The sequence below is a fragment of the Pseudomonas sp. JC1203 genome, assembly GCF_056175065.1.
Genome location: NZ_JBWCAM010000014.1, coordinates 163,101 through 188,513, shown reverse-complemented (window position 1 = coordinate 188,513; position 25,413 = coordinate 163,101). Strand labels below are relative to the sequence as shown.

The window sequence follows — 25,413 nt, the reverse complement described above, 5'->3', positions numbered from 1 at the left end:
CATGTCACTGATTTCAATCGGGCTTTCCGGGCTTAACGCCAGCCAGACGGCTTTGACGGTCACCAGTAACAACATCACCAACGTGTCCACCGCGGGCTATTCGCGTGAGTCGACCACGTCCGTCGCGGCTGCCATGCAGAACGTGGGCGTAGGCTTTGTCGGCACTGGCACCACGATTTCCGACGTGCGCCGTATCTACAACAGCTACATGGACTCGCAGCTGCAGACCACCACGGCGCTGAGCGCCGACGCGGCCACCTACAGCGATAACGTCAGCACCCTCGACAGCCTGCTGTCGGACAGTGCCACGGGCGTCAGCGCGACCCTGACCAGCTTCTTCTCGGCCTTGCAGACCGCGTCCTCCAACCCGACCGACACCTCGTCGCGCCAGTTGCTGCTGACCGCTGCCCAGACCCTGAGCAACCGCTTCAACTCGATTTCGTCGCAGATCACCTCGCAGAACGAAGGTATCAACTCGCAGCTCACCACCCTGAGCGGCCAGGTCAACGACATCACCAAGCAGATCGCCTCGCTGAACCAGCAGATCACCACGGCGTCAGCTTCGGGCAACACCCCCAACAGCCTGCTCGATGCGCGCAACGAAGCCGTGCGTTCGCTCAACGAACTGGTCGGCGTGACCGTTCAAACCAACAGCAGCGGTGCCTACGACGTCTACCTGGGCACCGGCCAGGCACTGGTGAGCGGCAACACCGCCAACACCCTGACAGCGGCGCCAAGCGCCACGGACAAGACGCAGTACGCGCTGACCGTGAACTACGGCAACTACAGCACTGACGTGACCTCGGTGGTCAGCGGTGGCTCCATCGGCGGCCTGCTGCGCTACCGCAGCGACGTGCTGAACCCGGCGCAGAACAGCCTGGGCCAGATCGCCCTCACCGTGTCCGACAGCATCAACAGCCAGCTGGCCCAAGGCGTCGACAACAACGGCGACCTGGGTTCCAACCTGTTCTCCAGCATCAACAGCGCAACGGCCGTCAGCCAGCGCAGCCAGGCGTCGTCGAACAACAGCGCCGGCTCGGGCAACCTCGACGTGACCATCGCCGACACCGGCGCCCTGACCACCAGCGACTACCAGGTCACCTTCACCAGCGCCACCGCCTACAGCGTCACGCGCTCGGACGGTACCAACATGGGCAGCTACGACCTGAGCACCGACCCTGCGCCAGAGATCGACGGCTTCACCCTGGCCCTGAACGGCAACGCCGTGGCCGCTGGCGACACGTTCAAGATCACCCCGACCCGCAACGCGGCCAGCCAGATCAGCACCACCATGACGGACTCCAGCACCCTGGCGCTCTCTGGCCCGCTGACCGGCACCGCCAGCTCCAGCAACTCGGGCACCGGGACCTTCACCGCGCCGGCGCTGACCAGCAGCGTCGACATCTACGACAGCACCTCGAAAGCGGCGCTGCAAAGCGGCATGGAAAACTCCACGCCGGTGAAACTGGTGTTCGGCAGCGCTTCGGGCGGCACCCAGGGCTACACCGTCTACGACGCCCAGGGCAACAACATTGGCACCGGCACCATCGTGCCCGGCTCGGACAACAACCTGAGCATCAGCGTGCCGATCGTCGACAGCAGCGGCAACGCCGTCAACGACGCCGATGGCAACCCCACCAGCTTCACGTTCTCGACCACCGTCAGCGGCACCCCGGCAGCGAACGACAGCTATAGCGTGGCGTTCAACACCTCGGGCACCTCCGACAACCGCAACGCCACCGCGCTGCTGGGCCTGCAAACCTCGGCCACCGTCGGCACCGGCGCTGCCACCGGCGGCATCAGCTTCACCGCAGCCTACGCGGCCCTGGTGTCCGGGGTTGGCGCGCAGTCGTCCCAGGCCACCACCGATGCCAGTGCCACCTCCACGGTGCTGGCCACCGCCAAGTCGAACCGCGACTCGGTGTCGGGCGTCAACCTCGATGACGAAGCGGCCGCCCTGGTGAAATACCAGCAGTACTACACCGCCGCCTCGCAAATCATCAAGACGGCGCAAGACACCTTTACCACTCTGCTCAACGCACTCTGAGGGCTAGTCGACCATGCGTATTTCCACCTCTCAATACTTCGAGACCAGCGCGGCCAACTACTCCTCGGCCTTCTCGGCAACCGCCAAGACCCAGGAGCAGATCAGCTCGGGCGTGCGTATCAAGACTGCCGGCGATGACCCGGTCGGCGCCGCCAAGCTGCTGCAACTGCAACAGCAGAGCTCGATGCTGACCCAGTACAGCAGCAACATGACCACGGCCACCAACTCGCTGAACAACCAGGAAAGCGTGCTGAGCTCGATCAACAACGCCCTGGTGCGCGCCCAGGAACTGGCGGTGAACGCCGGTGACGGCTCGCTGACCGATGCCGACCGCCAGTCCATCGGTGCCGAGATCAGCCAGTTGCAAGACCAGGTGCTGGGCCTGCTCAACACCAAGGATTCGTCGGGCTACTACATGTTCTCCGGCTCCAAGAGCACCACGCCGCCGTACGTGAAGAACAGCGATGGCACCTACACCTACCAGGGCGACCAGACCGCCCTGAGCCTGCAGGTGTCCGACACCCTGAACCTGCCTACCGGCGTCACCGGCTACACCGCGTTCGAGCAGGCCACCAACACCAGCCGCACGTCGTCCACCGTGACTTCGCCGGCCGTGAACGACAACAAGGTGTCGATCTCCCCGGGCCAGATGGACTCGGAAGCCACCTATAACAAGTCGTTCACCACCGGTGAGCCGTACACCGTCAACTTCACCAGTGACACCACCTACAGCATCACCGATGCCTCGGGTAACGACATCACCTCGGAAGTGTCGGGCAACGGTACCTTCGACCCCTCCACCGAGGGCGGCACCACCTTGAGCCTGCGTGGCGTGGACTTCACCCTGAAGGTGGACACGGCCAACAGCGGCACCACTGCCGGCCACAGCATCACCCTGGCCAGCACCCCGGACACCCTGACTCCGTCGCGCAGCCCGGGCAACACCTCCACTGCCCAGCTCACCAGCGGCACCATCACCGATTCGGCGGCGTACACCAGCGCTTTCCCAAGCTCGGGGGCGGTGATCAAGTTCACCAGCGCCAACGACTACTCGGTGTATGCGCAGCCCTACACCAGCGACAGCAAGGCCATTGCCAGCGGCACCATGGCGGCGGGCGACACCAGCATTTCCGCCGCCGGCGCCACCTTCGACATCAGCGGCACCCCGGCCTCGGGCGACACCTTCCAGGTGTCGGTGGATGCGCACAAGACCCAGAACGTGCTGACCACCTTGTCCAAGCTGGCCACGGCGCTGAATACCCCCATCGACGGTGACAACACCAAGTTGCTGGCGCTGCAGAATTCCATCACCTCGTCCATCGCCAACCTCTCCGAGGCCAGCGAACAAGTGGGCACGGCGCGGGGCGTGATCGGCGCGACGGAAAACGCCATCACCATCCAGACCACCGAGAACACCTCGATCAGCCTGGCGAACAAGACCACCCAGTCGGACATCGGCGACACCGACATGGCCACCGCCTCGATCAACCTGACCCTGCAGCAGACCATGCTGGAGGCGTCCCAGGCGGCTTTCGCGAAGATCTCCCAGTTGAGCCTGTTCAACAAGATCTGAGCCTTGAGCCAGTTTTTCGCGGCGCCATTCATGGCCCTTTCGGGGGACGAGTCTGGCGCCGCATTTTTTCCTGCATCTTTTTTTCCACGCCTGGCCGCCCAGCGGCCGCCGAATGTTGAGTCCTGAGGCATGAACACCACCCCGCTTGTCAGCATCGTCATTCCCGCCATGGACCCACGCAGCTTTTCGCGGGCCTTGAACAGCGCCGTGGGCCAGAACTATCCGCGCCTGGACCTGGTGGTGTGCGATGACAGCCAGGGCGAGGAGATCCGCCAGATAGTGGACGGCGTGCGCGGCCGCTTGCCGGCGCATGTCACCCTGCGCTACGTGGCCAACGCCGAGGCGCTGGGCCTCAACGCCACGCTCAACGCCTGCGTGGGCCTGGCCCAGGGCGAATTCATCAAGGTGCTGTTCGACGAAGACTGGCTGATGCCCGAGCACACCGCGCTGCTGGCCGACGTGCTGGTGCGCCACCCCGATGTGAGCATTGCTTCCAGCCAGCATTACCTGTCCGACTCCAGCAGCCGGATCATGCCCAACCGCATGGAAAACTCCGGCTTCGTGGTCGGTGACACGCGCTTCAAGGGCACCGACCTGCTGAGCATGTTCGAGGTGTGGCCGGTGAACTTCATCGGCGGCCTGAGCAGCGTGCTGCTGCGCCGCGCCGACGTCGCCCGGCTGATGCCGGCGCTGACTGTCAGCGAAGCGCCGTTCGAGGCCATGCTCGACCTGATGCTGTACTGCTGCCTGCTGTGCCAGGGTGACCTGGGCATCGTCGACAAGTACCTGGTGGTGGAGCGCCTCAAGCCGTTGCGCCTGGCCGCCATCGCCGACCTGGAAATTGCCCGTCAGGGTGAGTACCAGGCCATGGTGGAGTTCCTGTCGGGCCGCGACGGCGAGCGCGCAGAGAAGGTCGGGGGCGTGCGCCACCGCAGCCTCGGCGCCACCTCCGGGCAATGGGAGGAGGTGGGCCTTGGGCGCATGTTCGGTGTGCAGGCTGACACCATGTTCGACCACGTGGGCGTCAACTGTGACGACTACGACGCGGTGTACGAGCAGTGGTTGCAGTGCCGGGACCTTACCCCGGCCCAACTGCAACTGCTGCCGGCCCGCGTAGAGGGCTGGGCGCGCCAGGCGAAGATCATTCCGGTGATCATCGACCACCGCGCCGACGGCAGCCTGCAAGCCACCCTGGCCAGCCTGGCGGCCCAGAGCTGGTCGCCCGAAGCGATCCTGGTGATGAGCGCCAGCGCCACCGAGCCCACCATCGACGGCAACGTGCTGAGCATGCCGCTGGACAGCGACTGGCCGCTGCAGCTCAACAGCATGCTGCGCGAGCTGGATGGCTACGATTGGTTCTGCCTGCTGCGCGCCGGTGATGAACTGACCGCGCATGCCTTGCTGTTGCTGGCCGAGCGCATCGCCGAGCGCGATGCCATGCAGGCCTGCTACTGGGATGAAGACGCGCTGGAGGCCGACGGCCACCGCGCCCCGGTGTTCCGCCCCGACTTCAACCTGGACCTGCTGCGCAGTTACCCCTACGTGGGGCGTGGCCTGGCCTTCAGCCGCCAGGCGTTCATCGAGCACGGCGGCTTTGCCGCAGGCCTGATCGAACTCAGCCCCCACGACCTGATTTTCCGCCTGGTGGAAAACCGTGGCCCCCACGCCATCGAGCACATCGGCGAGGTGCTGCTGCACGCCCGCCAGCATTTCCCCTCCTGGCTGGGCGAGCCCAGCGTGCGTGACGGGAACGCGCCGTTGGTGGCCCGTCACCTCAAGCGCCTGGCGCTGGATTTCACCATTGGCCAGGCCGATATCCGCCTGATCAACCGTATTCAATACCGTCACCCCGGCCAGCCGCTGGTCAGCGTGGTGGTGGCCAGCCAAGGCCGCCTGCGCGGCCTGCAGGACTGCCTGGAAAGCCTGCTGGAACGCACCACCTACACCCAGTTCGAAGTGGTGGTGGTAACCCCCGCCGACGAACCTGCCGACGTGCGCGACTGGCTGCAGGCCATGGCCGAAATCGGCGGCGCCAAACTGCGCGTGTTGCAAGCCCCGGCCGCCAGCAGCCTGTCGGCGCTGGTCAACCTGGGCGCTGTGGAGGCGCGCGGTGAATACCTGCTGACCCTGAGCCAGGACTGCGTGGTGTTGGATGGCGGCTGGCTGGGCGAGATGCTTGCCCATGGCCGCCGCCACGAAGTGGGCGTGGTCGGCGCCCGCCTGCAGGGCCCCGATGGCAGCGTCGAGCACGCCGGCCTGGTGTTGGGCCTGCGCGGTGCGGTGGGCTCGGTATTCGTCGGCGAGCCGGCGAGTGCCGCCGGTTACCTGCATCGCTTGCAGGTGGTGCAGAACTACAGTGCCGTCAGCCAGCAATGCCTGCTGATCGAAAAACGCCTGTTCGTCGAACTCGACGGCCTGGCCGAAGGCGACCTGGCCCACGGCTTTGCCGACGTCGACCTGTGCCTGCGTGCGGGTGAGCAAGGCTACCTGGTGGTGTGGACGCCGTTCGCCGCGTTGATGGTGCGCCGCCAGGAGCAGGTGCCCGACAGCGAAGCGCTGCTGGACTGGCGCCAGACCCAGCGCGCCGCCTTCAACCGCTGGCTGCCGAAACTGGCCCGCGACCCGGCCTACAACAAGAACCTCAGCCTGATGGGCGCCAGCTTCACCATGAACGTCGGCCTGCGCCACGGCTGGCAGCCCTTCGCCCGGCACACCGTGCCGTTCGTGCTGGGCCTGCCGATCAACAAGGGTGCGGTCGGCCACTACCGCGTGATCCAGCCGCTGGCCGAACTGGCCAAGGCCGGCCTGGCCGCGCACCAGATCAACTTCGGGACGCCCTCCATCCTCGACATCGAGCGCATTGCCCCCGACACCATCGTCTTCCAGGGCCGCTACAGCGCCGGGCCGGTGGAGGGTATTGCCCAGGTCAAGGAATTCTCCAAGGCCTTCCGCATCTTCGAGCTGGACGACTACCTGCTGGACGTACCGGAGCAGAACGAACACCGCCGCTACCTGCACCGCGACATCCGCGAGACCCTGCAGCGCGGGGTAGGGCTGTGCGACCGCCTGGTGGTGTCCACCGACTCCCTGGCCGACGCCATGGCCAGCATGCACCATGACATCGTCGTGGTGCCGAACATGCTGCCGCCCGAGCGCTGGCGCGACCTGACCAGCCAGCGCCGCGTGGGCCGCAAGCCGCGCGTGGGTTGGGGCGGCGGCACCAGCCACACGGGCGACCTGCTGTTGATCAAGGATGTCGTCAAGGCCCTGGCCAACGAAGTGGAATGGGTGTTCCTGGGCATGTGCCCTGAAGAACTGCGCCCTTACGTGCACGAATACCACACGGCGGTGCCGCTGGAACTGTACCCGCAAAAAATGGCCAGCCTCAACCTGGACCTGGCCCTGGCGCCGCTGGAACAGCACATCTTCAACGACTGCAAGAGCAACCTGCGCCTGCTGGAATATGGCGCGTGCGGGTTCCCGGTGGTGTGTACCGACACGCGCAGCTACCGCGGCAACTTCCCGGTGACCCGTGTGCTGAGCAACACCTCCCATGAGTGGCTGGAGGCGATTCGCATGCACTTGGCGGACTTGGATGCCACGGCGCGGATGGGGGATGAATTGCGGGAGGCGGTGCGCAGGGATTTCATGTTCCAGGGTGGGGCGTTGGAGCAGTGGTTGAAGGCTTGGATGCCAGCGTAAGGGCGGAAAGGTGATTACCCTGAATGCTGGATATACATAAGGCTTTCGAATCCTGCTTCGGCGATTTCGAACATATCCATTTTCGCGGTGCGACCACGGACCGTTTCGGCCTTACGCCGAGTAACTTTTTGGCAGTCGCCCCAAAAAGTCACCAAAAAGGGCTTGCCCCTGCTTGGGCCCTACGCTGCGCTGCGGGTCCCCTCCTTCCGGCGTCGCCCAGGCGGCAAACGGCCCCCGCTATAGAAGCTGGCGGGTTGCCGTTTCCTTCGGCTGCGCCGAAGGGCCCTGCGGGCTGCCGCCTGGTCGCCGCCTCCAGTCGGCCCGGGCGCTTTACGGGGCATACAATCAAGATCAAGAGCCAGATCAACAGCAGATCAACAGCCAAAGCCAGAGCCAGAGCCAAAGCCAGAGCCAAAGCCAGAGCAAAGCCAGAGCAAAGCCAAAGCCAGATCAAGCGCTGGCGCGCTTGATCTGGCAGCCCGCCGTTAGGCCGTCAACCAGTGCCGTGCCAGGTTCTCCAGATCCGGCGTATGCCACTGCCGCACATCCCCATGCACCTTGCGCAACGCCTCCGCCGCCTCGGCGTCCGGCACCACGATGCGGTCGACCAGGCCAGCGATGGCCTGTAGCTGCGGAGTGATTGCGGCCAGGTAGCCGTTCAGGTCCAGGCCCTGGTCCAGCGCCTGGGCGATGCTCTGGCTCAGGTCCACCACGCGAAGGGCCGGCACCACCGCCTGCTCGGCGATTTGCGCGGTGCGCGGGGCGTCAGTCAGGGACAGGGAGTAGATGATGCTGTCCGGGGCGAAGCGCTGCAGCTCAAGCGCGCTGAGCATCTGCTGGCAGACCGTGCCCTCAAGGCGTTGGTGGTCCTGCAGGGTCTTGAACACCTGGTGGGTGACCTGCTCGTCACCGGTCACGGCCGTCTGGCACAGCACCCGCGGCAGCAGCGCCTGGCCAATGCGCCGCCACTCGCGGCTGAAGCGGTAGTCGGGGCGGAAGCCGCCTCGGTCCAGGCGCAGGTTCTGGTTGTACGCCGGGTCGTCGGCCAGCAGCGGCAGCCAGCGCTGTTGCAGGGTGCGCCGCTCCAGGCGGGCGGCTTCCTGCGCAGCGGCGCACGGCAGCGCCTGCACGCTGTCGAGCAGGGTCACCTGGGCGAACGGCGTCCACACCACCAGGCAGCCGGCCTGGGTGGCGCGCAGGCACAGGTCCAGGGTGGCTGCGGCCAGGCCCAGGCCTTCGCCATCCAGGCCGCCCAATTGGTTGAACAGCTCGCGGCGCATCATCAGGCAATCGCCGCTGACGGCGCTGTAGTTCTGGTCCACGCGCAGGCGGTCCAGGTAGCCGGCGGCGTCGCTGGCAGCGTTGGCGAACGCGGGGCCGGCGATGTCGTCCAGGCCCAGCACCAGGCCGGCGCTGAGGCAGTTGCCCTGGCCGTCCACAAGTTTGGGCCCGACCACCGCCACTTCGCCGCGCACGGCATGGTTGATCAGGTTGTCCAGCCACTGCGGCTGCTCGATCAGGGCGTTGCCGGCCAGCAACACCAGGTAGTCGTGGGCAAGGCCTGCGGCGGTGGCGTTGACGGCAGCTACCTGGGTAGGCAGATGCGCCTGGTTCACCACCCGTACCCGCGCGTCGCTGGCCAGGCCGTGCAACCAGGTGCGGGTGCTGGCGGTGGTGCTGGCGACGTCCACCAGCACCAGCTCGAAATCGGGGTTGGCGGTGACGTCCAGCACGCTGGCCACGCAGCGTTGCAGCAACGCCAGCGGCTGGTCGGCGAGGACCATTACCGTGCTGCGCGGGTGGTGAGGCAGGTTGTAGAGGATGCGGTAATGCCCCTCGGCCAGGGCGGCTACACGCGCCAGGTCGTAGCCGCGGGCCTGCAGGTGGCGATGCAGCTGGGCTTCCACCTGTGGGTCGGCCGCACAGTCGGGGGCGTCGGCCACCAGGATCGGTTCGTTGACGTGGCCGAGGCCGGCCAGGCCCTCGGCCTCCACCAGGCGCAGGATCATCGCCAATTCGCTGGCGCTGCCGCAGTCGCTGGCAAAGCCGCCCATGGCCTGGATGCAGGCCTTGTTCCACAACCAGTGACGGGCCATGTGGGCAGGGGCGCTGAGCAGGTAGTCGAGGTTGAAACCGGGGCGGTAGGCGCTGTTCATTTCGTCGGCGCCACTGCGGTAGAACTCGTCGCCGTAAATGGCGCGGCAGCCGGGGGCGGCCAGCAGTTCCAGGGCCATGATCTGCAGGCCCGCCGGCAGGAAGCGCACGCCCGCCTCGACGCGCATGAACCAGGCGCAGGCGAAGTCGTTCAGGTGCGCGTTGAGGGTCTGTTCCAGCTGGCCCGGGGCATAGGTGACGAACTGCAGGTCGGCATTGGAGTGCTGCGGGTCCAGGCTCAGCGGGGTCAGCACCAGCACGCCCAGGTTGGCATAGTGGGCGGTGTCGCTGTCCAGGCTCTGCAAGGTCTGGATCACCGGTTCCAGGTTGCCTTCGCGGTCGATGATGACCACGCCCAGGCGGCCATCCACGGGGTGGCGCTGCAGGTGCTGGTCGATCAGTTCGCTGTGGCTCTGGATCGGCGCACGGCTGGCGAGCCATTCGTTCACCGAACCGCTGTCACGCAGCTGCTCGCGGGCGGCGCAAGCCTGGGTCAGGCTGACGAAGGTGTCCAGCTGCTGCCAGAACTGGTCCTCGATGCTCAGCTGGAAAGCACGCATGGCCGGCAGTTCGGCGCGGGCGCGGTCCAGGCTGGCCTCGCTGTCGTCCCAGGCGAAACCACCGCCCAGGTCGTCGCTGGTTTTCTGCGTGGCGGCCAACTGCTCGTGGCCGGGTGCGCGCAGGGCCACCACCGGGCAACCGCTGAGCAGCGCCTTGGTGCAGGTGGAACCGGCCTCGTAGGTGTACAGCGCCTTGGCGCCCTTGAAGGCGTGGGCCAGCTGTTGCAGGGTCAGCGGGTTGTCCATGGACAGCAGCTGGATGTCGTCGGGCAGCTCGGCGTAATTCACCGCTTCGGCCGGCAGGCGGTGCAGGTACAGGTAGTTCGCGGTGCGCACGCGGCTGTCGTCGGGAGCGAACAGGCTCATGTCGGTGGAAGGCAACGTCAGCACGTTGACCGGCTCATCGCTGGGGCGGAACTCGGGGCGGAAGTAGAAGAACAGGTCGTCAGGGCCGGCGTTCACCGCACCCTGGCCCAGGGCGTCCTCGCGGTTGAGCATGTAGCGCACGCACACCGGGGCATTGAGGATGTTGCCCGGGTACACCTCGGGGTACACGGCAATGGCGGTGCGGCCCTGGCGCGTGTGCTCGTGGCGCAGCTCTTCGGTGAGTATTGGCGTCTTCAGGTTCGGGTTGACCACGCTGCAGCCCGTCACCCAGGCGTCGTGGCCTTGCAGGTTGAGGGCGTGGCACAGGTAGTGCAGCACCTGGATACCGGCGGAAGTTTCGCGGTAGTCGGGCGCGGTGATGTAGTACGGGAACCCGGGTTTGCGATGAAGCCGACCGGCCATGAGTTGTCCACCTGTTGAGAAGTTGTCTGGGATCAAGCCAGTTGTTTGATGCGTTCGATCACGCGCTGGCAGTTGCCGGCGTCGGTGTGGGCGAAAAACACTTTGCGGGCCATGCGGTAGCGGTCGCTGTCCACTTGCGTGGGCGTGTCCAGCTCCTGCTCCAGGGCCTGCACCAGGGCGTCGATGCTGCCCACCACCGGGCCTGGGAATACCAGGTCGAGGTCGTAGAGCACGCCGTCCTGCTGTTGCTGGTAGTGCTCAAGGTCATAGGCGAAGCTGAACACCGGTTTGTCCAGGTACAGCGCGTCGATGTACACGCTGGAGTAGTCGGTCACCACCAGGTCGGCACCGCGCAGCACGCAGGCGATGTCGGGGAACTGCTGGTGGTCGAGTTCGACAATGCTCTGGCCGTCGATCAGCTGTTCGATGTTGAACACCTCGTCCGCGTTCTTGAAGTAGTGCAGGCGGATGCCCAGGATGGCGTTGTGGCGTGCCAGCAAGGCGCGCAGCGCTTGCGCTTCCTGTTCGCTGAACTGGTAATAGCCGGCGCCCGCCACGGTGACCTGGCGGTAAGTGGGGGCATAGACGATCAGGGTCTTGTCGCCCTTGATGCGTTCGATGCGCGCCAGGCCGTCGCGCAGGTAGTCGGGCAGCGCCTGGCGGGGCATTACCAGGAAGTCGCTGCGCGGCAGGCCGGTGACCCACACGCGGTCGTAGGTGATGGGGTGGAACATGGTCGCCATGGCGTGGCTGTCGATGGCCGACGAGGTGATCAGGCCGGCGTAGTGCGAGCGCTCGATACGGCGGAAGGCCACGCGGTCGGTGTGCTTGCGCACCTCGTCATTGGCCAGCGCCAGCAGTTTCTTCAGCGGGATGCCATGCCACAGGTTGATGATGGTGCGCGGCTTCAATGCTGGGCGTACCACGCTGAAACGCCGTGGCGGCCAGCGCATGGAGAGGTCCATGGACACCGAGTGGGTCACCAGCAGCACTTTGCAGCGCCACAGGGCGAACAGTCCGGCCAGGCTTTGCAGGTCGAGCACGCGGGTATTCACCGCGCCTTCCAGGGTGAAGTTGACCGGCACCCCGCGGGTGAACACGACCTTCTCGATGGCCGGGTCGGTCTTCACCGCCTCGAACACCGCCCGGGCGTTCTCTACGAACTGATCGGACTTCAAATGGTGGACGCAGAACGCCCAGCGCTGCGGGTTCTTGCTCACACAGCGGTCAATCAGGCGCCACAGCGGAAGTACCACCAGGTCCGCAACCAGTTTACGCATTCAACGCTCCATCGGCGGGTATTGCTTGTGTGTTCATCGCGACTGCAGTTGGTCCACGACCCGTTGCAACTGGTCCACGGCGCGCTGCAGTTCCAGCATCTGGTCGGCGTGCAGGGCCTGGGCCAGGCGGCGTATTTCGGTGGAGGAAATGTCGCGGGTGCGCGGCAGGTACACCACCTGGCAGATGTCGCTGAGGTCGTCGAACTTGCCCGCCCAGTCATCGCCGATGGCGAAAATGTGGGCGCCCTCGCGCAGGATGTCGCTGCGCTTCTGGTCCCAGTGGGTCTCGGGGATCACGTGGTCGACGTAGCGCACCGACTTGAGGATCTCCACGCGCTGGGCGTAGGGGGCGATGGATTTCTTGCCCTTCTGGTGGTTGAACTCGTCGGTGGAGCACCCCACCACCAGGCGGTCGCCCAGGCCCTTGAGGCGGCGCAGCAGGTGCACGTGGCCGACGTGGAACAGGTCGAAGGTGCCGTAGGTGATTACCGTGGTCATTGCGCCTACCTTACTGGTCTGGGCTGGTCAGCAGCATTTCGATCATGCTGCAGTCGAACGTGTGGATGCCGCGGCTGCGCGACACTTCCAGGCGCTCGGCGTAGCTGTCGTCCACCAGGATGGCGTCGCTCTCGCGGATGAACGCCGATTTGGGCTGGCCGTCGGTGATGTGGATGACCTCGTCGAACAGCCCGGCCAGGCGATGGCGTGCCAGGGTTTCGTCAAGGTTGAAGCGGTGGCGGGTGATCAGCTTTACCGCGCGGCCCAGGTTCAGGGCGCGGTACACCAGGCTGACCACCTGGGTGTTGACCTGCTCGCGGAAAATCAGCGTGTCGTCCAGGTCCACGTACAAGGTGGAGTACTGCACGTCGTGGCGGTAGCGGTTGCCCAGCGCGCGGTCGACTTCCACGCACCCTTCGTAGGCCAGGATGCCCACCGGTGCGCGCTCCTGCTCGTAGATGCTCAGCAACGGGAAGTTCACCCCGCGCACGCGGTTGGTGGACATGCTGCCGGCGATGCGGGGCGCCACTTCCAGCAGGGTCAGGGCGCCATCGGCGGCGCGCTTGACCTGGAAGAACCAGGCGCCGCGCATGTTCAGTTCATCGCTGATGCGCGCGGCCATGGCCTGGGCCTGGGGCAGCTCTTGGGTGACGCTGTTGACCGCGATGCCGTTGCGAATGCGCAGGCGGCGGCGCGCCGAGGCGTACAGCAGGCCGCGCTCGCGGTCCGAGAAGCAGTCCACGGTGAACTCTTCGCCAGGCAGGTATTGGCAAATCAGCGGGTCGGGCAGGGCCGCGCAGGCGCGTTGCAGGGCCTGGGCGTCGTCGCAGCGGGCAATACCTTGGCTGCCCTGGCCGCGGTCAGGCTTGACGAACACCGGGTAGGCGCACACATCTTCCTGGCGGGCGAACACCTGGGGCACGCGCACGGCATCGCCCAGGCGCGCGTAGGTGCTGGACTTGCGCCGGGTCAGGCGGCACACCTCGGGGCTGGCGCCGACGATCACCGCCGGCAATTTGTCGGCCACCTCATGCAGCGCCAGGATGGCATCGTCATAGGCGGGGAAGATGTAGTCGATCTTCAGCTGCTTGCACAGCTTGACCAGGCTCGCCAGCCAGTCGGGTTCGTGAATGCTGGGCAGCGGATGGTAGTCGGGGTACACCAGCTGCGCCGGGTTGCTGATGGGCTGCCCGGCACCGTGCAGCTCGATTTCCTTGCAGTATTGCAAGGCGTGGAAAATCTCCAGGCCGATTTCGGTACCGGCTGGAAATACCAGAACCCGACGAACGTTCATCGCGGCACTCCCGTTGGCTGTGCGTGATGGCGCAACAAGTGGCAGATGGTGTTCACCACTTCTTGTGCCAGATCAGGATATATCGGCAGGCACAGCACCTGGCGTGAGGTTTTTTCTGCGACGGGCAGCAAATCCCCTGCGGCGGACGGCAGGCCGCGGTACATGGGGAACTCGCTGATCAGCGGGTAGAAGTAGCGGCGCGCCAGAATGTCGTGCTCGCGCATCAGGTCGTAGACCTGGTCGCGGGTCAGCGGGTAGCTGGCGTCGATGAAAATCGGGAAGTACGAATAGTTGGCGGTCAGGTCGCTGCTGCGCTGCATCAGCCGGATGCCCTGCACGCCTTCCAGGCCGTGACGATAGGCCTGGTCGATCAGCTTGCGACGCCCCAGGGCGTCATCGATATGGCGCAGCTGCAGCATGCCGAAAGCGGCGTTGATCTCGCTCATCTTGCCGTTGATGCCCGGGGCCACCACGGTGACTTCATCGGCAAAGCCGAAGTTCTTCAGGTAGTCGATGCGCTTCTTGGTCTTGGCGTCGGGGCAGACGATGGCGCCGCCCTCGAAGGTGTTGAACACCTTGGTGGCGTGGAAGCTGAGAATCGACAGGTCGCCGTGGCGCAGCACGCTGGTGCCGTTCTGCCGCACGCCGAAGCTGTGGGCTGCGTCGTAGATGACTTTCAGGCCGTAGTTGTCGGCGATGGTCTGGATGGCGTCGACGTCGCACGGCGTGCCGTAGCAATGCACCGGCAGAATGGCGCTGGTGGCCGGGGTAATGGCTTTCTCGATGCTGGCCGGGTCGAGGTTGCAGGTCACCGGGTCGATGTCGACGAACACCGGCTTCAGGTCATTCCACAGCAGCGAGTGGGTGGTGGCCACGAACGAGTAGGGGGTGGTGATCACCTCGCCGGTGATGCGCAGCGCCTGCAGCGCCGTGACCAGCGCCAGCGTGCCGTTGGCAAACAGGCACAGGTGCTCCACGCCCAGGTATTCGGCCAGCGCCTGCTCCAGTTGCTGGTGGAAAGGGCCGGCATTGGTCAGCCGGCGGGTCTTCCAGATTTCTTCCAGGTACGGAATGAACTCCTCCAGGGGAGGCAGGAGTGGGCTGGTGACCGGAATGACTTTGGACATGATTGTGCTGGCGCTCCACGGAAGGTCCTGCGCGCGTGGGGCAGCCGTCAATAAACGGGCGCCAGGCGTCGACAGCGGGGTAACAGCAATTTCTCTGCCAAACTCTCATCAAGCCCCAAAGATCCCTGTAGCAGCTGCCGCAGGCTGCGTCCGCCCGCGCTGCGGAATACCTGATACCCGCGGCGCCTGTGACGCGGCCTGGCGGCCGCTGCTACAAGGTGCATGGCGTTGCCTGGCGACATGGCCTGCATTTTGCTGAACATCACGGAAACCGCGGCCCGGGTCAGAAAATTGTCCCTGGCGGCCGCCCTGATCTAAGGAACCTGTGCATGTTCAACGGCAAATCCATCTTCATCACCGGCGGTACCGGTTCCTTCGGTCGCAATTTCATTCGTCGCCTGCTGGAGCAATACCAGCCCAAGCGCGTGGTGGTGTTTTCCCGCGATGAACTGAAGCAGTATGAAATGCAGCAGAGCTTCAATGCCCCGTGCATGCGCTACTTCATTGGCGACGTGCGCGACGCCGAGCGCTTGCGCGTGGCCATGCGCGGCATCGACTACGTGGTGCACGCCGCAGCCCTCAAGCAGGTGCCGGCGGCGGAGTACAACCCTACCGAATGCATCCGCACCAACGTCAACGGCGCCGAGAACGTGATCGCCGCCGCCATCGACAATGGCGTGAAGAAGGTCGTTGCCTTGTCCACCGACAAGGCCGCCAGCCCGATCAACCTGTATGGCGCCACCAAGCTGCTGTCGGACAAGCTGTTCGTGGCGGCCAACAACATTGCGGGCGACCAGCAGACCCGTTTCGCCGTGGTGCGCTATGGCAACGTCGCCGGCTCCCGCGGCTCGGTGGTTCCGTTCTTCAACAAGCTGATCAGCGAAAAAGCCCGCGAGCTGCCCATCACCGACCCGCGCATGACGCGTTTCTGGATCACCCTGGACCATGGCGTGCAGTTCGTCCTGGACAGTTTCGCGCGCATGCACGGCGGCGAAATCTTCGTGCCCAAGATCCCGTCCATCCGCATTGTCGACCTGGCCAGTGCCATGGCCCCCGAACTGCCGCAAACGCTGGTGGGCATCCGCCCGGGCGAGAAGCTGCACGAGCTGATGGTGCCGCTGGACGACGCCCGCGCCACCCTGGAATTCAACGACCACTACACCATCCAGCCGTCGATTCGCTTTACCCACACCGACATCGATTTCGCCGTGGATGGCCTGGGCGAGCAGGGCAGGGCGGTGAGCGAGGACTTCGAGTATCGCTCCGACATCAACCCGCAGTTCCTTGACGTGGCGCAGATCGCCGGCCTGCACGCGGAACTGCAGCCGTGATTCCGTACGGCCGCCAGAGCATCGACGAGGCCGACGTTGCCGCGGTGGTGGCGGTGCTGCAATCGGACTGGCTGACCCAGGGCCCGACCCTTGAACGCTTCGAAGCGGCCATGGCCGCGTACTGCCAGGCCGGCCACGGCGTGGCAGTGTGCAACGCCACCGCCGCCTTGCACCTGGCCTGCCTGGCAGCCGGCCTGGGTGAAGGCGACTGGTTGTGGACCTCGCCGAATACCTTCCTGGCGTCGGCCAACTGCGGCCGCTACTGCGGCGCCCAGGTGGACTTCGTCGACATCGACCCGCACACCCTCAACCTCGACGCCGGCAAACTGGCGGAAAAGCTGGCGCTGGCCGAGCAGCAGGGGCGCCTGCCCAAAGTGGTGGTGGCCGTGGCCTTCGCCGGCCAGAGCTGCGACCTGCGCGCCATCGCCCAGCTGTCCCGCCGCTATGGCTTCTGCCTGATCGAGGATGCCGCCCATGCCGTGGGCGCGCGCTACGCCGGGCGGCCAACCGGCTGCGGCGAGTTCGCGCAGATGACCGTGTTCAGCTTCCACCCGGTGAAAATCATCACCACCGGCGAGGGCGGCATGGTGATGACCAACAGCCCCGAGCTGGCCGCACGCCTGAAGCGCCTGCGCAGCCACGGCATGACCCGCGATGCCGTGGACATGGACGAGCCCAGCCACGGCCCGTGGTATTACCAGCAGGTGGAGTTGGGCTTCAATTACCGCATGACCGATATCCAGGCGGCGCTGGGGTTGTCGCAACTGCACAAGCTGGATGCCTTCGTGGGCCGCCGGCGGCAACTGGCCGCGCGCTACCAGCAGTTGCTGCGCGACCTGCCGCTGGTGTTGCCTAGCGCCCAGGCTGATGCCGATTCCGCCTGGCATCTCTACGTGGTGCGCCTGAACCTGCCGCACATCGCCCTGGGCCACCGCGAGGTGTTCGAGGCGCTGCGCGCGGCCGACATCGGCGTGCAACTGCACTACATTCCCGTGCACTTGCAGCCGTATTATCGCGAGCAGGGTTTTGCCCTCGGCGATTTTCCCGAGGCCGAGCGTTATTACGGCGAGGCAATCAGCCTGCCACTGTTCGCCAGCATGACCGACGCCCAGCAGGACCAGGTAGTGGCCACCCTGCAAAGGATCATCAGCCCGTGAGCGCGGTGGCGATCATTCCCGCGCGCGGCGGTAGCCAGCGTATCCCGCGCAAGAACCTCAAGTTGTTCGACGGCCAGCCCATCATTGCCTGGTCGATCCGCACGGCCCTGGCCTGCGGGCTGTTCGACGAGGTGGTGGTGAGCACCGATGACGACGAGATCGCCGAGGTGGCCCGCGCCCATGGCGCCCTGGTGCCGTTCCGGCGGCCGGCGCAGCTTGCCGATCACCACACCGGTACCACGGCCGTGGTGCAGCACGCCTTGCAGGCGCTGGGCACGGCCCACCGGCTGGCCTGCTGTATCTACGCCACCGCGCCCATGCTGCAGCCCGCTGACCTGCAGCAGGGCCTGGCAGCCTTGCAGGCCCAGCCTGACAAACACTTCGCTTTTTCGGTGTGCAGCTACGCTTTCCCGGTGCAGCGCGCCCTGCAGCTGGACGGGCAGGGTGGCGTCGCCGCGCTGTACCCGCAGTTCAACCAGACCCGCTCGCAAGACCTGGTGCCTGCCTGGCACGACGCCGGTCAGTTCTACTGGGGCCACCGCGACGCCTGGTTGCAGGGCCTGCCGATGTTCGCCGGGCATAGCCTGCCGATCATGCTGCCGCGCCACCGGGTGCAGGACATCGACACGCCGGAAGACTGGCGCCGTGCTGAATTCATGTTCGCCGCCCTCAAGGCGGCTGGGGAGTTGAACCCGTGAAGGTGTTGATCCGTGCCGATGCGTCCAAGACCATCGGCAGTGGCCACGTGGCCCGTTGCCTGACCCTGGCGCACTACCTGCACAAGCAGGGCGCCCAGGTGACCTTCGCCAGCCTGACGTTGCCCGGCCATCGCCTGGTGAACCTGGCGGCGCAAGGCTGGGGCACCTATGCGATGAAACCGGGGGCTAGCAGTGACGACATCGAGGCCCTGCTGCCCTGGCAGGCGGACATCGACGCGCTGAAAAACGTCGGCCGTTTCGACTGGGTCATCGTCGACCACTATGGCCTGGACGCGCGCTGGGAAACCGCCGCCCGGGCGTTTGCCCCGCGGGTTATGGCCATTGATGACCTGGCCAACCGCGAGCACAGCGCCGACCTGTTGCTGGACCAGAACCTTACTGCCAGCGCCGAGGCCTACCAGGGCCTGCTGGCGCCCGGCTGCGCCACCTATTTCGGCCCGCGCCACGCGCTGCTGGGTCCGGCCTTCGAGGCCCTGCGGGTGTCGATTCGGCCACGTGTGCAGCGCGTGCTGGTCAACTTCGGCGGCTTCGACCCCAACGGCAACACGCTCAAGGCCATGGCCGCGCTGGACGGCCTGACCGACCTGGAAGTGGATTTTGTCACCGGCTACGGCACCCCCGACTGGGACCATTTGCAGGCCTACGTGGCCACGCGGCCGAACTGGGCGCTGCACGGTTTCGTCGAGGATTTCGCCGCGCTGATGGCCACCGCCGACCTGTTCATCGGCGCCGGCGGCGGTACCAGCTGGGAGCGCGCGGCCATGGGCCTGCCGACCTTGTGCATGGCCGTGGCCCACAACCAGCAGGCCAACGCCGAACTGATGGCCCACGCCAAGGCCCATGTGTACCTGGGCGATGCCGCCGAAGTCAGCAGCCACGCCTTGCGCCAGGCCGTACTGGGCCTGCTCGATGACGCCGAGCGCCGCCGCGCCCTGGCTGAACAATCCCGCGCGCTGGTGGATGGCATGGGCGCGTTGCGCCTGGCCTGGGCCCTGTTCGCCGCCGCTCCGTCCCAAGGATAACCGCATGCCTCGTTTCAACATCGGCCACCGCGCCATCGGCCTCGACGCGCCGCCCTTCGTCATCGCCGAGATGAGCGGTAACCATAACCAGTCCCTGGAGCGCGCGCTGGCCATCGTCGATGCGGCCGCTCAGGCTGGCGCCCATGCGTTGAAGCTGCAGACCTACACCGCCGACACCATGACCCTGGACATCGACCAGGGCGAGTTCCGCATCAGCGACCCCGACAGCCTGTGGGCCGACACCTCGCTGTACGCCCTGTACCAGCAGGCGCACACGCCGTGGGAGTGGCACGCACCGATTTTCGAACGGGCGAAAAGTCACGGCATGCTGGCGTTTTCCTCGCCGTTCGATGAAACCGCCGTCGACTTTCTCGAAAGCCTGGACGTGCCGGCCTACAAGATCGCCAGTTTCGAGAACACCGACCTGCCGTTGATTCGCAAGGCCGCCGCCACCGGCAAGCCGCTGATCATTTCCACCGGCATGGCCACCGTGGCCGAGCTCGACGAAAGCGTACGTGCCGCCCGCGCCGCCGGCTGCCGCGACCTGATTCTGCTCAAGTGCACCAGCACCTACCCGGCGTCGCCGCTCAACACCCACTTGCGCACCATCGCCCACATGCGCGAGCTGTTTGGCTGCGAGGTCGGTTTGTCCGACCACACCATGGGCGTGGGCGCGGCGGTGGCGGCGGTGGCCCTGGGTGCCAGCGTGGTGGAAAAACACTTCACCCTGGACCGCAGCGCCGGTGGCGTCGATGCCAGCTTCTCGCTGGAACCGGCCGAACTTGCCAGCCTGGTTACCGAAACCGAGCGTGCCTGGCAGGCGCTGGGGCAGGTGCAATACGGCGCCACCAGCGCCGAGCAGAAGTCGCTGGTGTACCGCCGCTCGCTGTACGTGGTGCGTGACGTGGCGGTGGGCGAAGCACTGACCCGTGACAACGTGCGTGCCATTCGTCCGGGCCTGGGCCTGGCGCCCCGGCACCTCGACACCGTGCTGGGCCGCGTGGCACGGCGCCCTCTGGCCCGCGGCATGGCGCTGGATTGGTCGATGATCGACTGAACCGCAGCTTAAGCATGGCCAAAAAACTCGAAATCATGTTGAATCAACGTGACCTATGAGTCATAACGCGCATCTCCACTGTAACCTGTTGTTGGGTAACAAGGGCGCAGTGACCCTGGTCGGCCGTGTTTTTCGGCCCCGGCGTCGCCTGTTTTCGCCCCCGCGCGGGTGATGCACATCCCGGTTTTGTTGGCGCCCCTCGATCATGCGAGCGGTGATATTTAGCTCTTTATTATTGGGAAGCCATGATGATTGGCATAAAAAGCATAGCGAGTTACGTGCCTTCCGAAGGCCTTGATAACTACGCCCAGGGTGCCAAATTTGCCAAGGACGAAGAGTTCATCCTGGGCAAGATCGGCTCCGCTTTCCTGCCGCGCAAAGACGCCGGCCAGGAGACCTCCGACCTGTGTGTCGAAGCGGTCAATGCTCTGTTTGCGAATAACCCTGAGCTTTCGCGCGAGTCCATCGATGCGCTGATCGTCGTCACCCAGAACGGTGACGAGGAAGGCCTGCCGCACACTGCGGCCATCGTCCAGGACAAGCTGGGCCTGCCGACCCACGTGGCAGCGTTCGACATTTCCCTGGGCTGCTCGGGCTATGTCTACGGCATCTACGCGATGAAGGGCTTCATGGAAGCTGCGGGCCTGAAGAACGGCCTGCTGATCACCGCCGACCCGTATTCGAAGATCGTCGACCCTGAAGACCGCAACACCACCATGCTCTTCGGCGACGCCGCCACCGCCACCTGGATGGGCGAAGACGCCGTGTGGCAACTGGGCAAGGCCAAGTTCGGCACCGACGGCTCGGGTGCGCCGCACCTGAAGGTCAGCGACGGCGTGTTCTTCATGAACGGCCGCCAGGTGTTCAACTTCGCGCTGCTGAAAGTGCCAGCGCACCTGCACGAACTGCTGGATGAGTCGGGCCTGAAGTCTGCCGACATCGACGCGTTCTGCATTCACCAGGGCAGCGCGGCCATCGTCGATGCCGTGGCACGGCGCTTCGAGGAAGAGCCGGAGAAGTTCATCAAGGACATGGTCGAGACCGGCAACACGGTGTCCTCCAGCGTGCCGTTGCTGCTGGAAAAGCACGTGATGGACGCCAAGTGGAAACGCGTGGCCATCAGCGGCTTCGGCGTAGGCCTGTCCTGGGGTTCGGCGATTCTTTACCGCTGATTTCCCGTGGGGGCTGGCACGCCAGCTCCCACAGTTTGTTTCCGGCTTCTGATACGCTTTACGGCTGAACGTATCACCAAGGCCGCCCACCATGACCGATATCCCCCAGCGCAACGCGCAACTGCTGCAAGCGCGCTGGCCCTCGCTGTTCACCCGCCTGCAACTGGAAAACCCCGAGACCGTCCCCGCGCAGCTGGTGGAAGGGCTGGGCTCTACCCTCAGCGTCAATGGCGTGCAGCTCACCAGCCGCCATGACCGTGGGGCCGAAGCGCAGCTGCAGGCAGCCACCTTGCCGGCCGATGCTGCGCATGTGCACGTCTACGGCACGGGCCTGGGTGACCTGCCACTGGCCTTGCTTCAGCGCCCGGCGCTGCAACGGCTGACCGTGCACATTCTCAACAGCGCGATTTTCGCCCTGGTGGTGCAGATCCTCGACCAGGCTGACTGGCTGCAGGACCCGCGCGTCGAGCTGGTCATGGCCGGCGACCACAGTGAAATCTGCCTGCCGTTCTTCGCCTTGCCCTCCGAACTGGTGCTGGCCGACGACTACAACGCGAAAATCCGCGACCGGCTGATCAGCGAAGTGCACCTGGCGTTCAATAATCGCGACTTCACCGTGCAAGACCCGGAAATCGCCGAGCGTCTGCAGCAAGCCGTGCCCCTGCTGCAGCGCGACCCGGACGTGGCCGCGCTGTTTGCCACCCAGCCCGGCCGCGAGTTTTTCGTGATCGCCACCGGCCCCAGCCTGGAGCAGCATTTCACAGCGCTAAAGCGCGTGCGTGAACAAGCCCATCGGCCGTTCTTCATCTGCGTCGACACCGCCTACCGGCCACTGCTGGCCCAGGGCATCGTCCCGGACCTGGTGGTCAGCATCGACCAGCGCATCAGCAGCCGCCACCTGCCGGCCGAAGGCTCGGCGGCGGTAGGCCTGGTGTACCTGCCATTGCTTGAGCGTTCACTGCTCGACAGCTGGCAGGGCCCGCGCCATGTCGGCTATTCCAGCAGCCCGATCTATGCGCAACTGCGTGAGCAACTGCCGAAGGCCAGCCTCTACGTGGGCGGCAGCGTCATCCACCCGGCGGTGGACCTGGCGGTGAAAATGGGGGCAGGGCGGGTAACCCTGTTCGGCGCCGACTTCGCCTTCCCGGGCGACAAGACCCATGCCGGCTGGGGCGACGGCGACCTGGGGCCGCAGTTGCAGGCGGCGAAGCACTGGGTGCTCGATGGTCACGGCCAGCGTGTGCGCACCCAGCTCAACTTCCGCAGTTACCTGGTGGAGCTTGAGCGCTTCATTGCCGGCCACCCGCAAGTGCCGTTCTTCAATACCAGCCGTGCCGGGGCGATGATCGCCGGCACGCGTTTCGACCCGGAGTGGTGCCAATGAGCGGCTTTGATCAATACCGGGCGGCGGCGGTCGACTGTGCGCACCTGTTCCGCCTGGGGCGCGATGTTGAGGCGGCGTTGGTGATGGTGGAGGTGTTTGGCGCGGTTATGCCGTTGTTCGAGCGTGCTTCGGTGCAGTTGCAACAGCAGTGGCAGGCGGTGTTGGGGCAGATTCTGGTGTGCCAGGAAGGGCAGGATTGGTTGGGGTTGGCGGATTATCTGGAGTATGAGTTGGTGGAGTTGATGCGACAGGTTGCGCTGTAGCGGCTGCGCCGCGGCGGTCCTGGCGCAGGGCCCAAGCGAGTGGGTGTGTTCACGAGTAACGAATTCCGCTCGGCGATTTCGGATATATCCATTTTCGGGATATGGTCACGATTGTCGGATCCTGCTTCTGGCATTTCTGGATATATCCATTTTCGCGGTGAGACCACCGACCGTTTCGGCCTTACGCCGACTCACTTTTTTTCAGACGCCAAAAAAAGTAAGCAAAAAACGCTTGCCCCTGCTTGGGCCCTCCGCTGCGCTACGGGTCCCCTCCTTCCGGCGCCGCTCAACGGGCAGACGGCACCCGCTATAGAAGCCTGCGGGTTACCGTCTCTTCGGCCTGCGGCCTCGGCCCTTCGGGCAGCCCGTTGATCGACGCCTCCAGTCGGCCCGGGCGCTTTACGGGGCATACAATCAAGATCAAGAGCCAGATCAACAGCAGATCACAAGCCAGATCAACAACAGATCAACGGCAGATCACAAGCCAGATCAACAACAGATCAACGGCAGATCACAAGCCAGATCAACAACAGATCAACGGCAGATCACAAGCCAGATCAACAACAGATCAACGGCAGATCACAAGCCAGATCAACAGCAGGTCACAAACTGGATCAAACGCCAGGCCAACCTCAGAATCGTGATCGCCGTCACGAAGGTGATGCAACAGCCTCGGCGAGCTGGTCTATCCTCAGACCCTTACCGCCAGCATCACCCAGCGCAAAAATGTGATCTGTGTCACAGTCGATACGTGGAAGTGTGCAGCCAAAAAGATCGTCGACCGGGCTGAAAGCCCCGGTTTACAAGGGGTAGCGTATTGATGGCGTTTTTTTTCAGAAAAAGCCCTCAAGCAACTTCCCATCACGACGATAACTATTACGAAGGTTCTCTAGGCCACACCCGGCGGTTGCCAGGGCCGGAAGCCGCTGCACCCACCCATCGAGGAATTCGTCATGGCTTTGACTGTAAACACTAACATCGCTTCGCTGACCGTTCAGAACAACCTGAACAACGCTTCCAGCAGCCTGTCCACCGCAATGACTCGTCTGTCTTCCGGCCTGAAAATCAACAGCGCCAAAGACGACGCCGCCGGCCTGCAAATTGCCAGCCGTCTGACCACTCAGATCAATGGCCTGACCATGGCGACCAAAAACGCCAACGACGGTATCTCGATCGCCCAGACCGCTGAAGGCGCTCTGCAAGAGTCGACCAACATTCTGCAGCGTATGCGTGAACTGGCCGTCCAGTCGCGAAACGACTCCAACAGCACCGCTGACCGTACCTCGCTGAACGCTGAATACTCTCAGATGAGCGAAGAACTGACCCGTATCTCGACTTCGACCACTTTCGGCACCGGCATGAAACTGCTGGACGGTTCGGCTTCGACCCTGGAATTCCAGGTTGGCGCGATGACTGGTTCCGACCAGCACATCACCCTGTCCCTGACCGGCAACTTCTCGGCCAGCGGCCTGGGCCTGTCGAGCACCACCATTTCGGGTACCAGCAACGACGCAGCGCACAGCGCAGTCGACGCCTCGATCTCCGCGATCGACGCCGCACTGGCCACCATCAACAGCGCTCGTGCTGACCTGGGTGCCAAGCAAAACCGTTTCTCCAGCACCATCTCCAACCTGAACAACATCGTTTCGAACGCCACCGCTTCGCGTTCGACCATTCAGGATGCTGACTTCGCTGCTGAAACCGCTGAACTGACCAAGCAACAAACTCTGCAGTCGGCTTCCACCGCGATCCTGTCGCAAGCCAACCAACTGCCATCCGCTGTACTGAAGCTGCTTCAGTAATAGCAACGGCTAGTTGAACGAAAGGGTACTTAACGGTGCCCTTTCGTTTTTTCACATTAACGAGGTGACGGACATGGACATGAGCGTCAAATTGAACGCGTCTTACCCCCAGGTTGCGACGCATGCGACGACGGCCGCCAGCGCAGCCGCGCCAGCCTCGTCCGCGGCGAGCACCGCCACCGCGACGGCTAGCAGCGACACCAGCAGCACCAAACAGCCCAAACGGGAAGAATTGAATCAAGCAGTGAAGGACTTGCAGGACTTCGTCGACTCGACGCAGCGCAACCTGGAGTTCTCCATTGATGACACGACCCACCAGGTCGTGGTCAAGGTCATTGCCACCGACAGTGGCGAAGTGGTACGGCAGATACCGACCGAAACTGCCTTGAAATTGGCGCAAAATCTCAAGGACGGCAATAGTACGCTGTTCGACACGCAAGTCTGAGCCGTTGGCACGAGACTTGTTTGTATTTGTAGAAACC

18 protein-coding genes are annotated in these 25,413 nt (G+C 64.8%); 13 read left to right on the top strand and 5 right to left on the bottom strand.

The window, feature by feature from the left end:
* The first annotated feature begins 1 nt into the window (after position 1).
* The 3 genes from flgK to AC0SZ7_RS21040 all read left to right on the top strand — a co-directional run bounded on the left by flgK (position 2) and on the right by AC0SZ7_RS21040 (position 7,322).
* Positions 2-2,047, top strand: coding sequence for a flagellar hook-associated protein FlgK (flgK, locus tag AC0SZ7_RS21050; RefSeq protein ID WP_475506192.1), 2,046 nt, complete (start codon positions 2-4; stop codon positions 2,045-2,047).
* 13 nt (positions 2,048-2,060) lie between these two features.
* Complete coding sequence (locus AC0SZ7_RS21045) at positions 2,061-3,620, top strand: flagellar hook-associated protein 3 (protein ID WP_475506191.1); 1,560 nt, start codon at positions 2,061-2,063, stop codon at positions 3,618-3,620.
* Between the two features lie 129 nt (positions 3,621-3,749).
* Complete coding sequence (locus tag AC0SZ7_RS21040) at positions 3,750-7,322, top strand: glycosyltransferase (protein ID WP_475506190.1); 3,573 nt, start codon at positions 3,750-3,752, stop codon at positions 7,320-7,322.
* A gap of 485 nt (positions 7,323-7,807) precedes the next feature.
* On the opposite strand, the gene AC0SZ7_RS21035 is transcribed toward AC0SZ7_RS21040, so the two are convergent.
* Genes AC0SZ7_RS21035 through vioA form a run of 5 tightly spaced genes read right to left on the bottom strand, consistent with a single transcriptional unit; the run spans position 7,808 to position 15,024 of the window.
* The gene (locus AC0SZ7_RS21035; protein ID WP_475506189.1) at positions 7,808-10,825 is read right to left on the bottom strand and encodes a glycosyltransferase family 2 protein; all 3,018 of its coding nucleotides are present in this window, start codon (positions 10,823-10,825) and stop codon (positions 7,808-7,810) included.
* Positions 10,826-10,857: 32 nt separating this feature from the next.
* Entirely contained in the window at positions 10,858-12,105 is a 1,248-nt protein-coding gene (locus tag AC0SZ7_RS21030; protein WP_475506188.1) for a CDP-glycerol glycerophosphotransferase family protein, read from the bottom strand.
* A gap of 33 nt (positions 12,106-12,138) precedes the next feature.
* Positions 12,139-12,603, bottom strand: a complete 465-nt coding sequence (locus AC0SZ7_RS21025; protein ID WP_457356887.1) for an adenylyltransferase/cytidyltransferase family protein — start codon at positions 12,601-12,603, stop codon at positions 12,139-12,141.
* A gap of 10 nt (positions 12,604-12,613) precedes the next feature.
* The gene (locus AC0SZ7_RS21020) at positions 12,614-13,897 is read right to left on the bottom strand and encodes an ATP-grasp domain-containing protein (protein ID WP_475506187.1); all 1,284 of its coding nucleotides are present in this window, start codon (positions 13,895-13,897) and stop codon (positions 12,614-12,616) included.
* A complete protein-coding gene (gene vioA / locus AC0SZ7_RS21015) occupies positions 13,894-15,024 on the bottom strand; it encodes a dTDP-4-amino-4,6-dideoxy-D-glucose aminotransferase VioA (RefSeq protein WP_475506186.1) in 1,131 nt (376 codons plus the stop codon). The genes AC0SZ7_RS21020 and vioA overlap by 4 nt, the downstream gene beginning before the upstream one ends.
* A 329-nt stretch (positions 15,025-15,353) precedes the next feature.
* Between vioA and pseB the strand changes: the two genes are divergently transcribed.
* The 10 genes from pseB (at position 15,354) to AC0SZ7_RS20965 (ending at position 25,376) form a co-directional block, all read left to right on the top strand.
* Positions 15,354-16,355 carry a UDP-N-acetylglucosamine 4,6-dehydratase (inverting) gene (pseB, locus tag AC0SZ7_RS21010; RefSeq protein WP_475506185.1) on the top strand — a complete coding sequence of 334 codons (1,002 nt, stop codon included), beginning with the start codon at positions 15,354-15,356 and terminating at the stop codon, positions 16,353-16,355.
* Positions 16,352-17,512, top strand: coding sequence for a UDP-4-amino-4,6-dideoxy-N-acetyl-beta-L-altrosamine transaminase (pseC, locus tag AC0SZ7_RS21005; RefSeq protein WP_475506184.1), 1,161 nt, complete (start codon positions 16,352-16,354; stop codon positions 17,510-17,512). The genes pseB and pseC overlap by 4 nt, the downstream gene beginning before the upstream one ends.
* On the top strand, positions 17,509-18,210 hold the full coding sequence (gene pseF / locus AC0SZ7_RS21000) for a pseudaminic acid cytidylyltransferase (protein ID WP_475506183.1): 702 nt from the start codon (positions 17,509-17,511) through the stop codon (positions 18,208-18,210). Before pseC ends, pseF begins: the two co-directional genes overlap by 4 nt.
* Positions 18,207-19,253, top strand: a complete 1,047-nt coding sequence (gene pseG, locus AC0SZ7_RS20995) for a UDP-2,4-diacetamido-2,4,6-trideoxy-beta-L-altropyranose hydrolase (protein WP_475506182.1) — start codon at positions 18,207-18,209, stop codon at positions 19,251-19,253. The genes pseF and pseG overlap by 4 nt, the downstream gene beginning before the upstream one ends.
* A 4-nt stretch (positions 19,254-19,257) precedes the next feature.
* A complete protein-coding gene (pseI, locus tag AC0SZ7_RS20990) occupies positions 19,258-20,310 on the top strand; it encodes a pseudaminic acid synthase (protein WP_475506181.1) in 1,053 nt (350 codons plus the stop codon).
* A gap of 248 nt (positions 20,311-20,558) precedes the next feature.
* Positions 20,559-21,482, top strand: a complete 924-nt coding sequence (locus AC0SZ7_RS20985) for a ketoacyl-ACP synthase III (RefSeq protein WP_475506180.1) — start codon at positions 20,559-20,561, stop codon at positions 21,480-21,482.
* A 91-nt stretch (positions 21,483-21,573) separates the two neighbouring features.
* Complete coding sequence (locus AC0SZ7_RS20980; protein WP_475506179.1) at positions 21,574-22,866, top strand: motility associated factor glycosyltransferase family protein; 1,293 nt, start codon at positions 21,574-21,576, stop codon at positions 22,864-22,866.
* Positions 22,863-23,129: a hypothetical protein gene (locus AC0SZ7_RS20975; protein WP_475506178.1), complete on the top strand. Its 267-nt coding sequence runs from the start codon at positions 22,863-22,865 to the stop codon at positions 23,127-23,129. The genes AC0SZ7_RS20980 and AC0SZ7_RS20975 overlap by 4 nt, the downstream gene beginning before the upstream one ends.
* 953 nt (positions 23,130-24,082) lie before the next feature.
* A complete protein-coding gene (locus tag AC0SZ7_RS20970; protein WP_475506177.1) occupies positions 24,083-24,931 on the top strand; it encodes a flagellin domain-containing protein in 849 nt (282 codons plus the stop codon).
* Positions 24,932-25,004: 73 nt separating this feature from the next.
* Positions 25,005-25,376, top strand: coding sequence for a flagellar protein FlaG (locus AC0SZ7_RS20965; protein WP_475506176.1), 372 nt, complete (start codon positions 25,005-25,007; stop codon positions 25,374-25,376).
* Positions 25,377-25,413 lie beyond the last annotated feature (37 nt).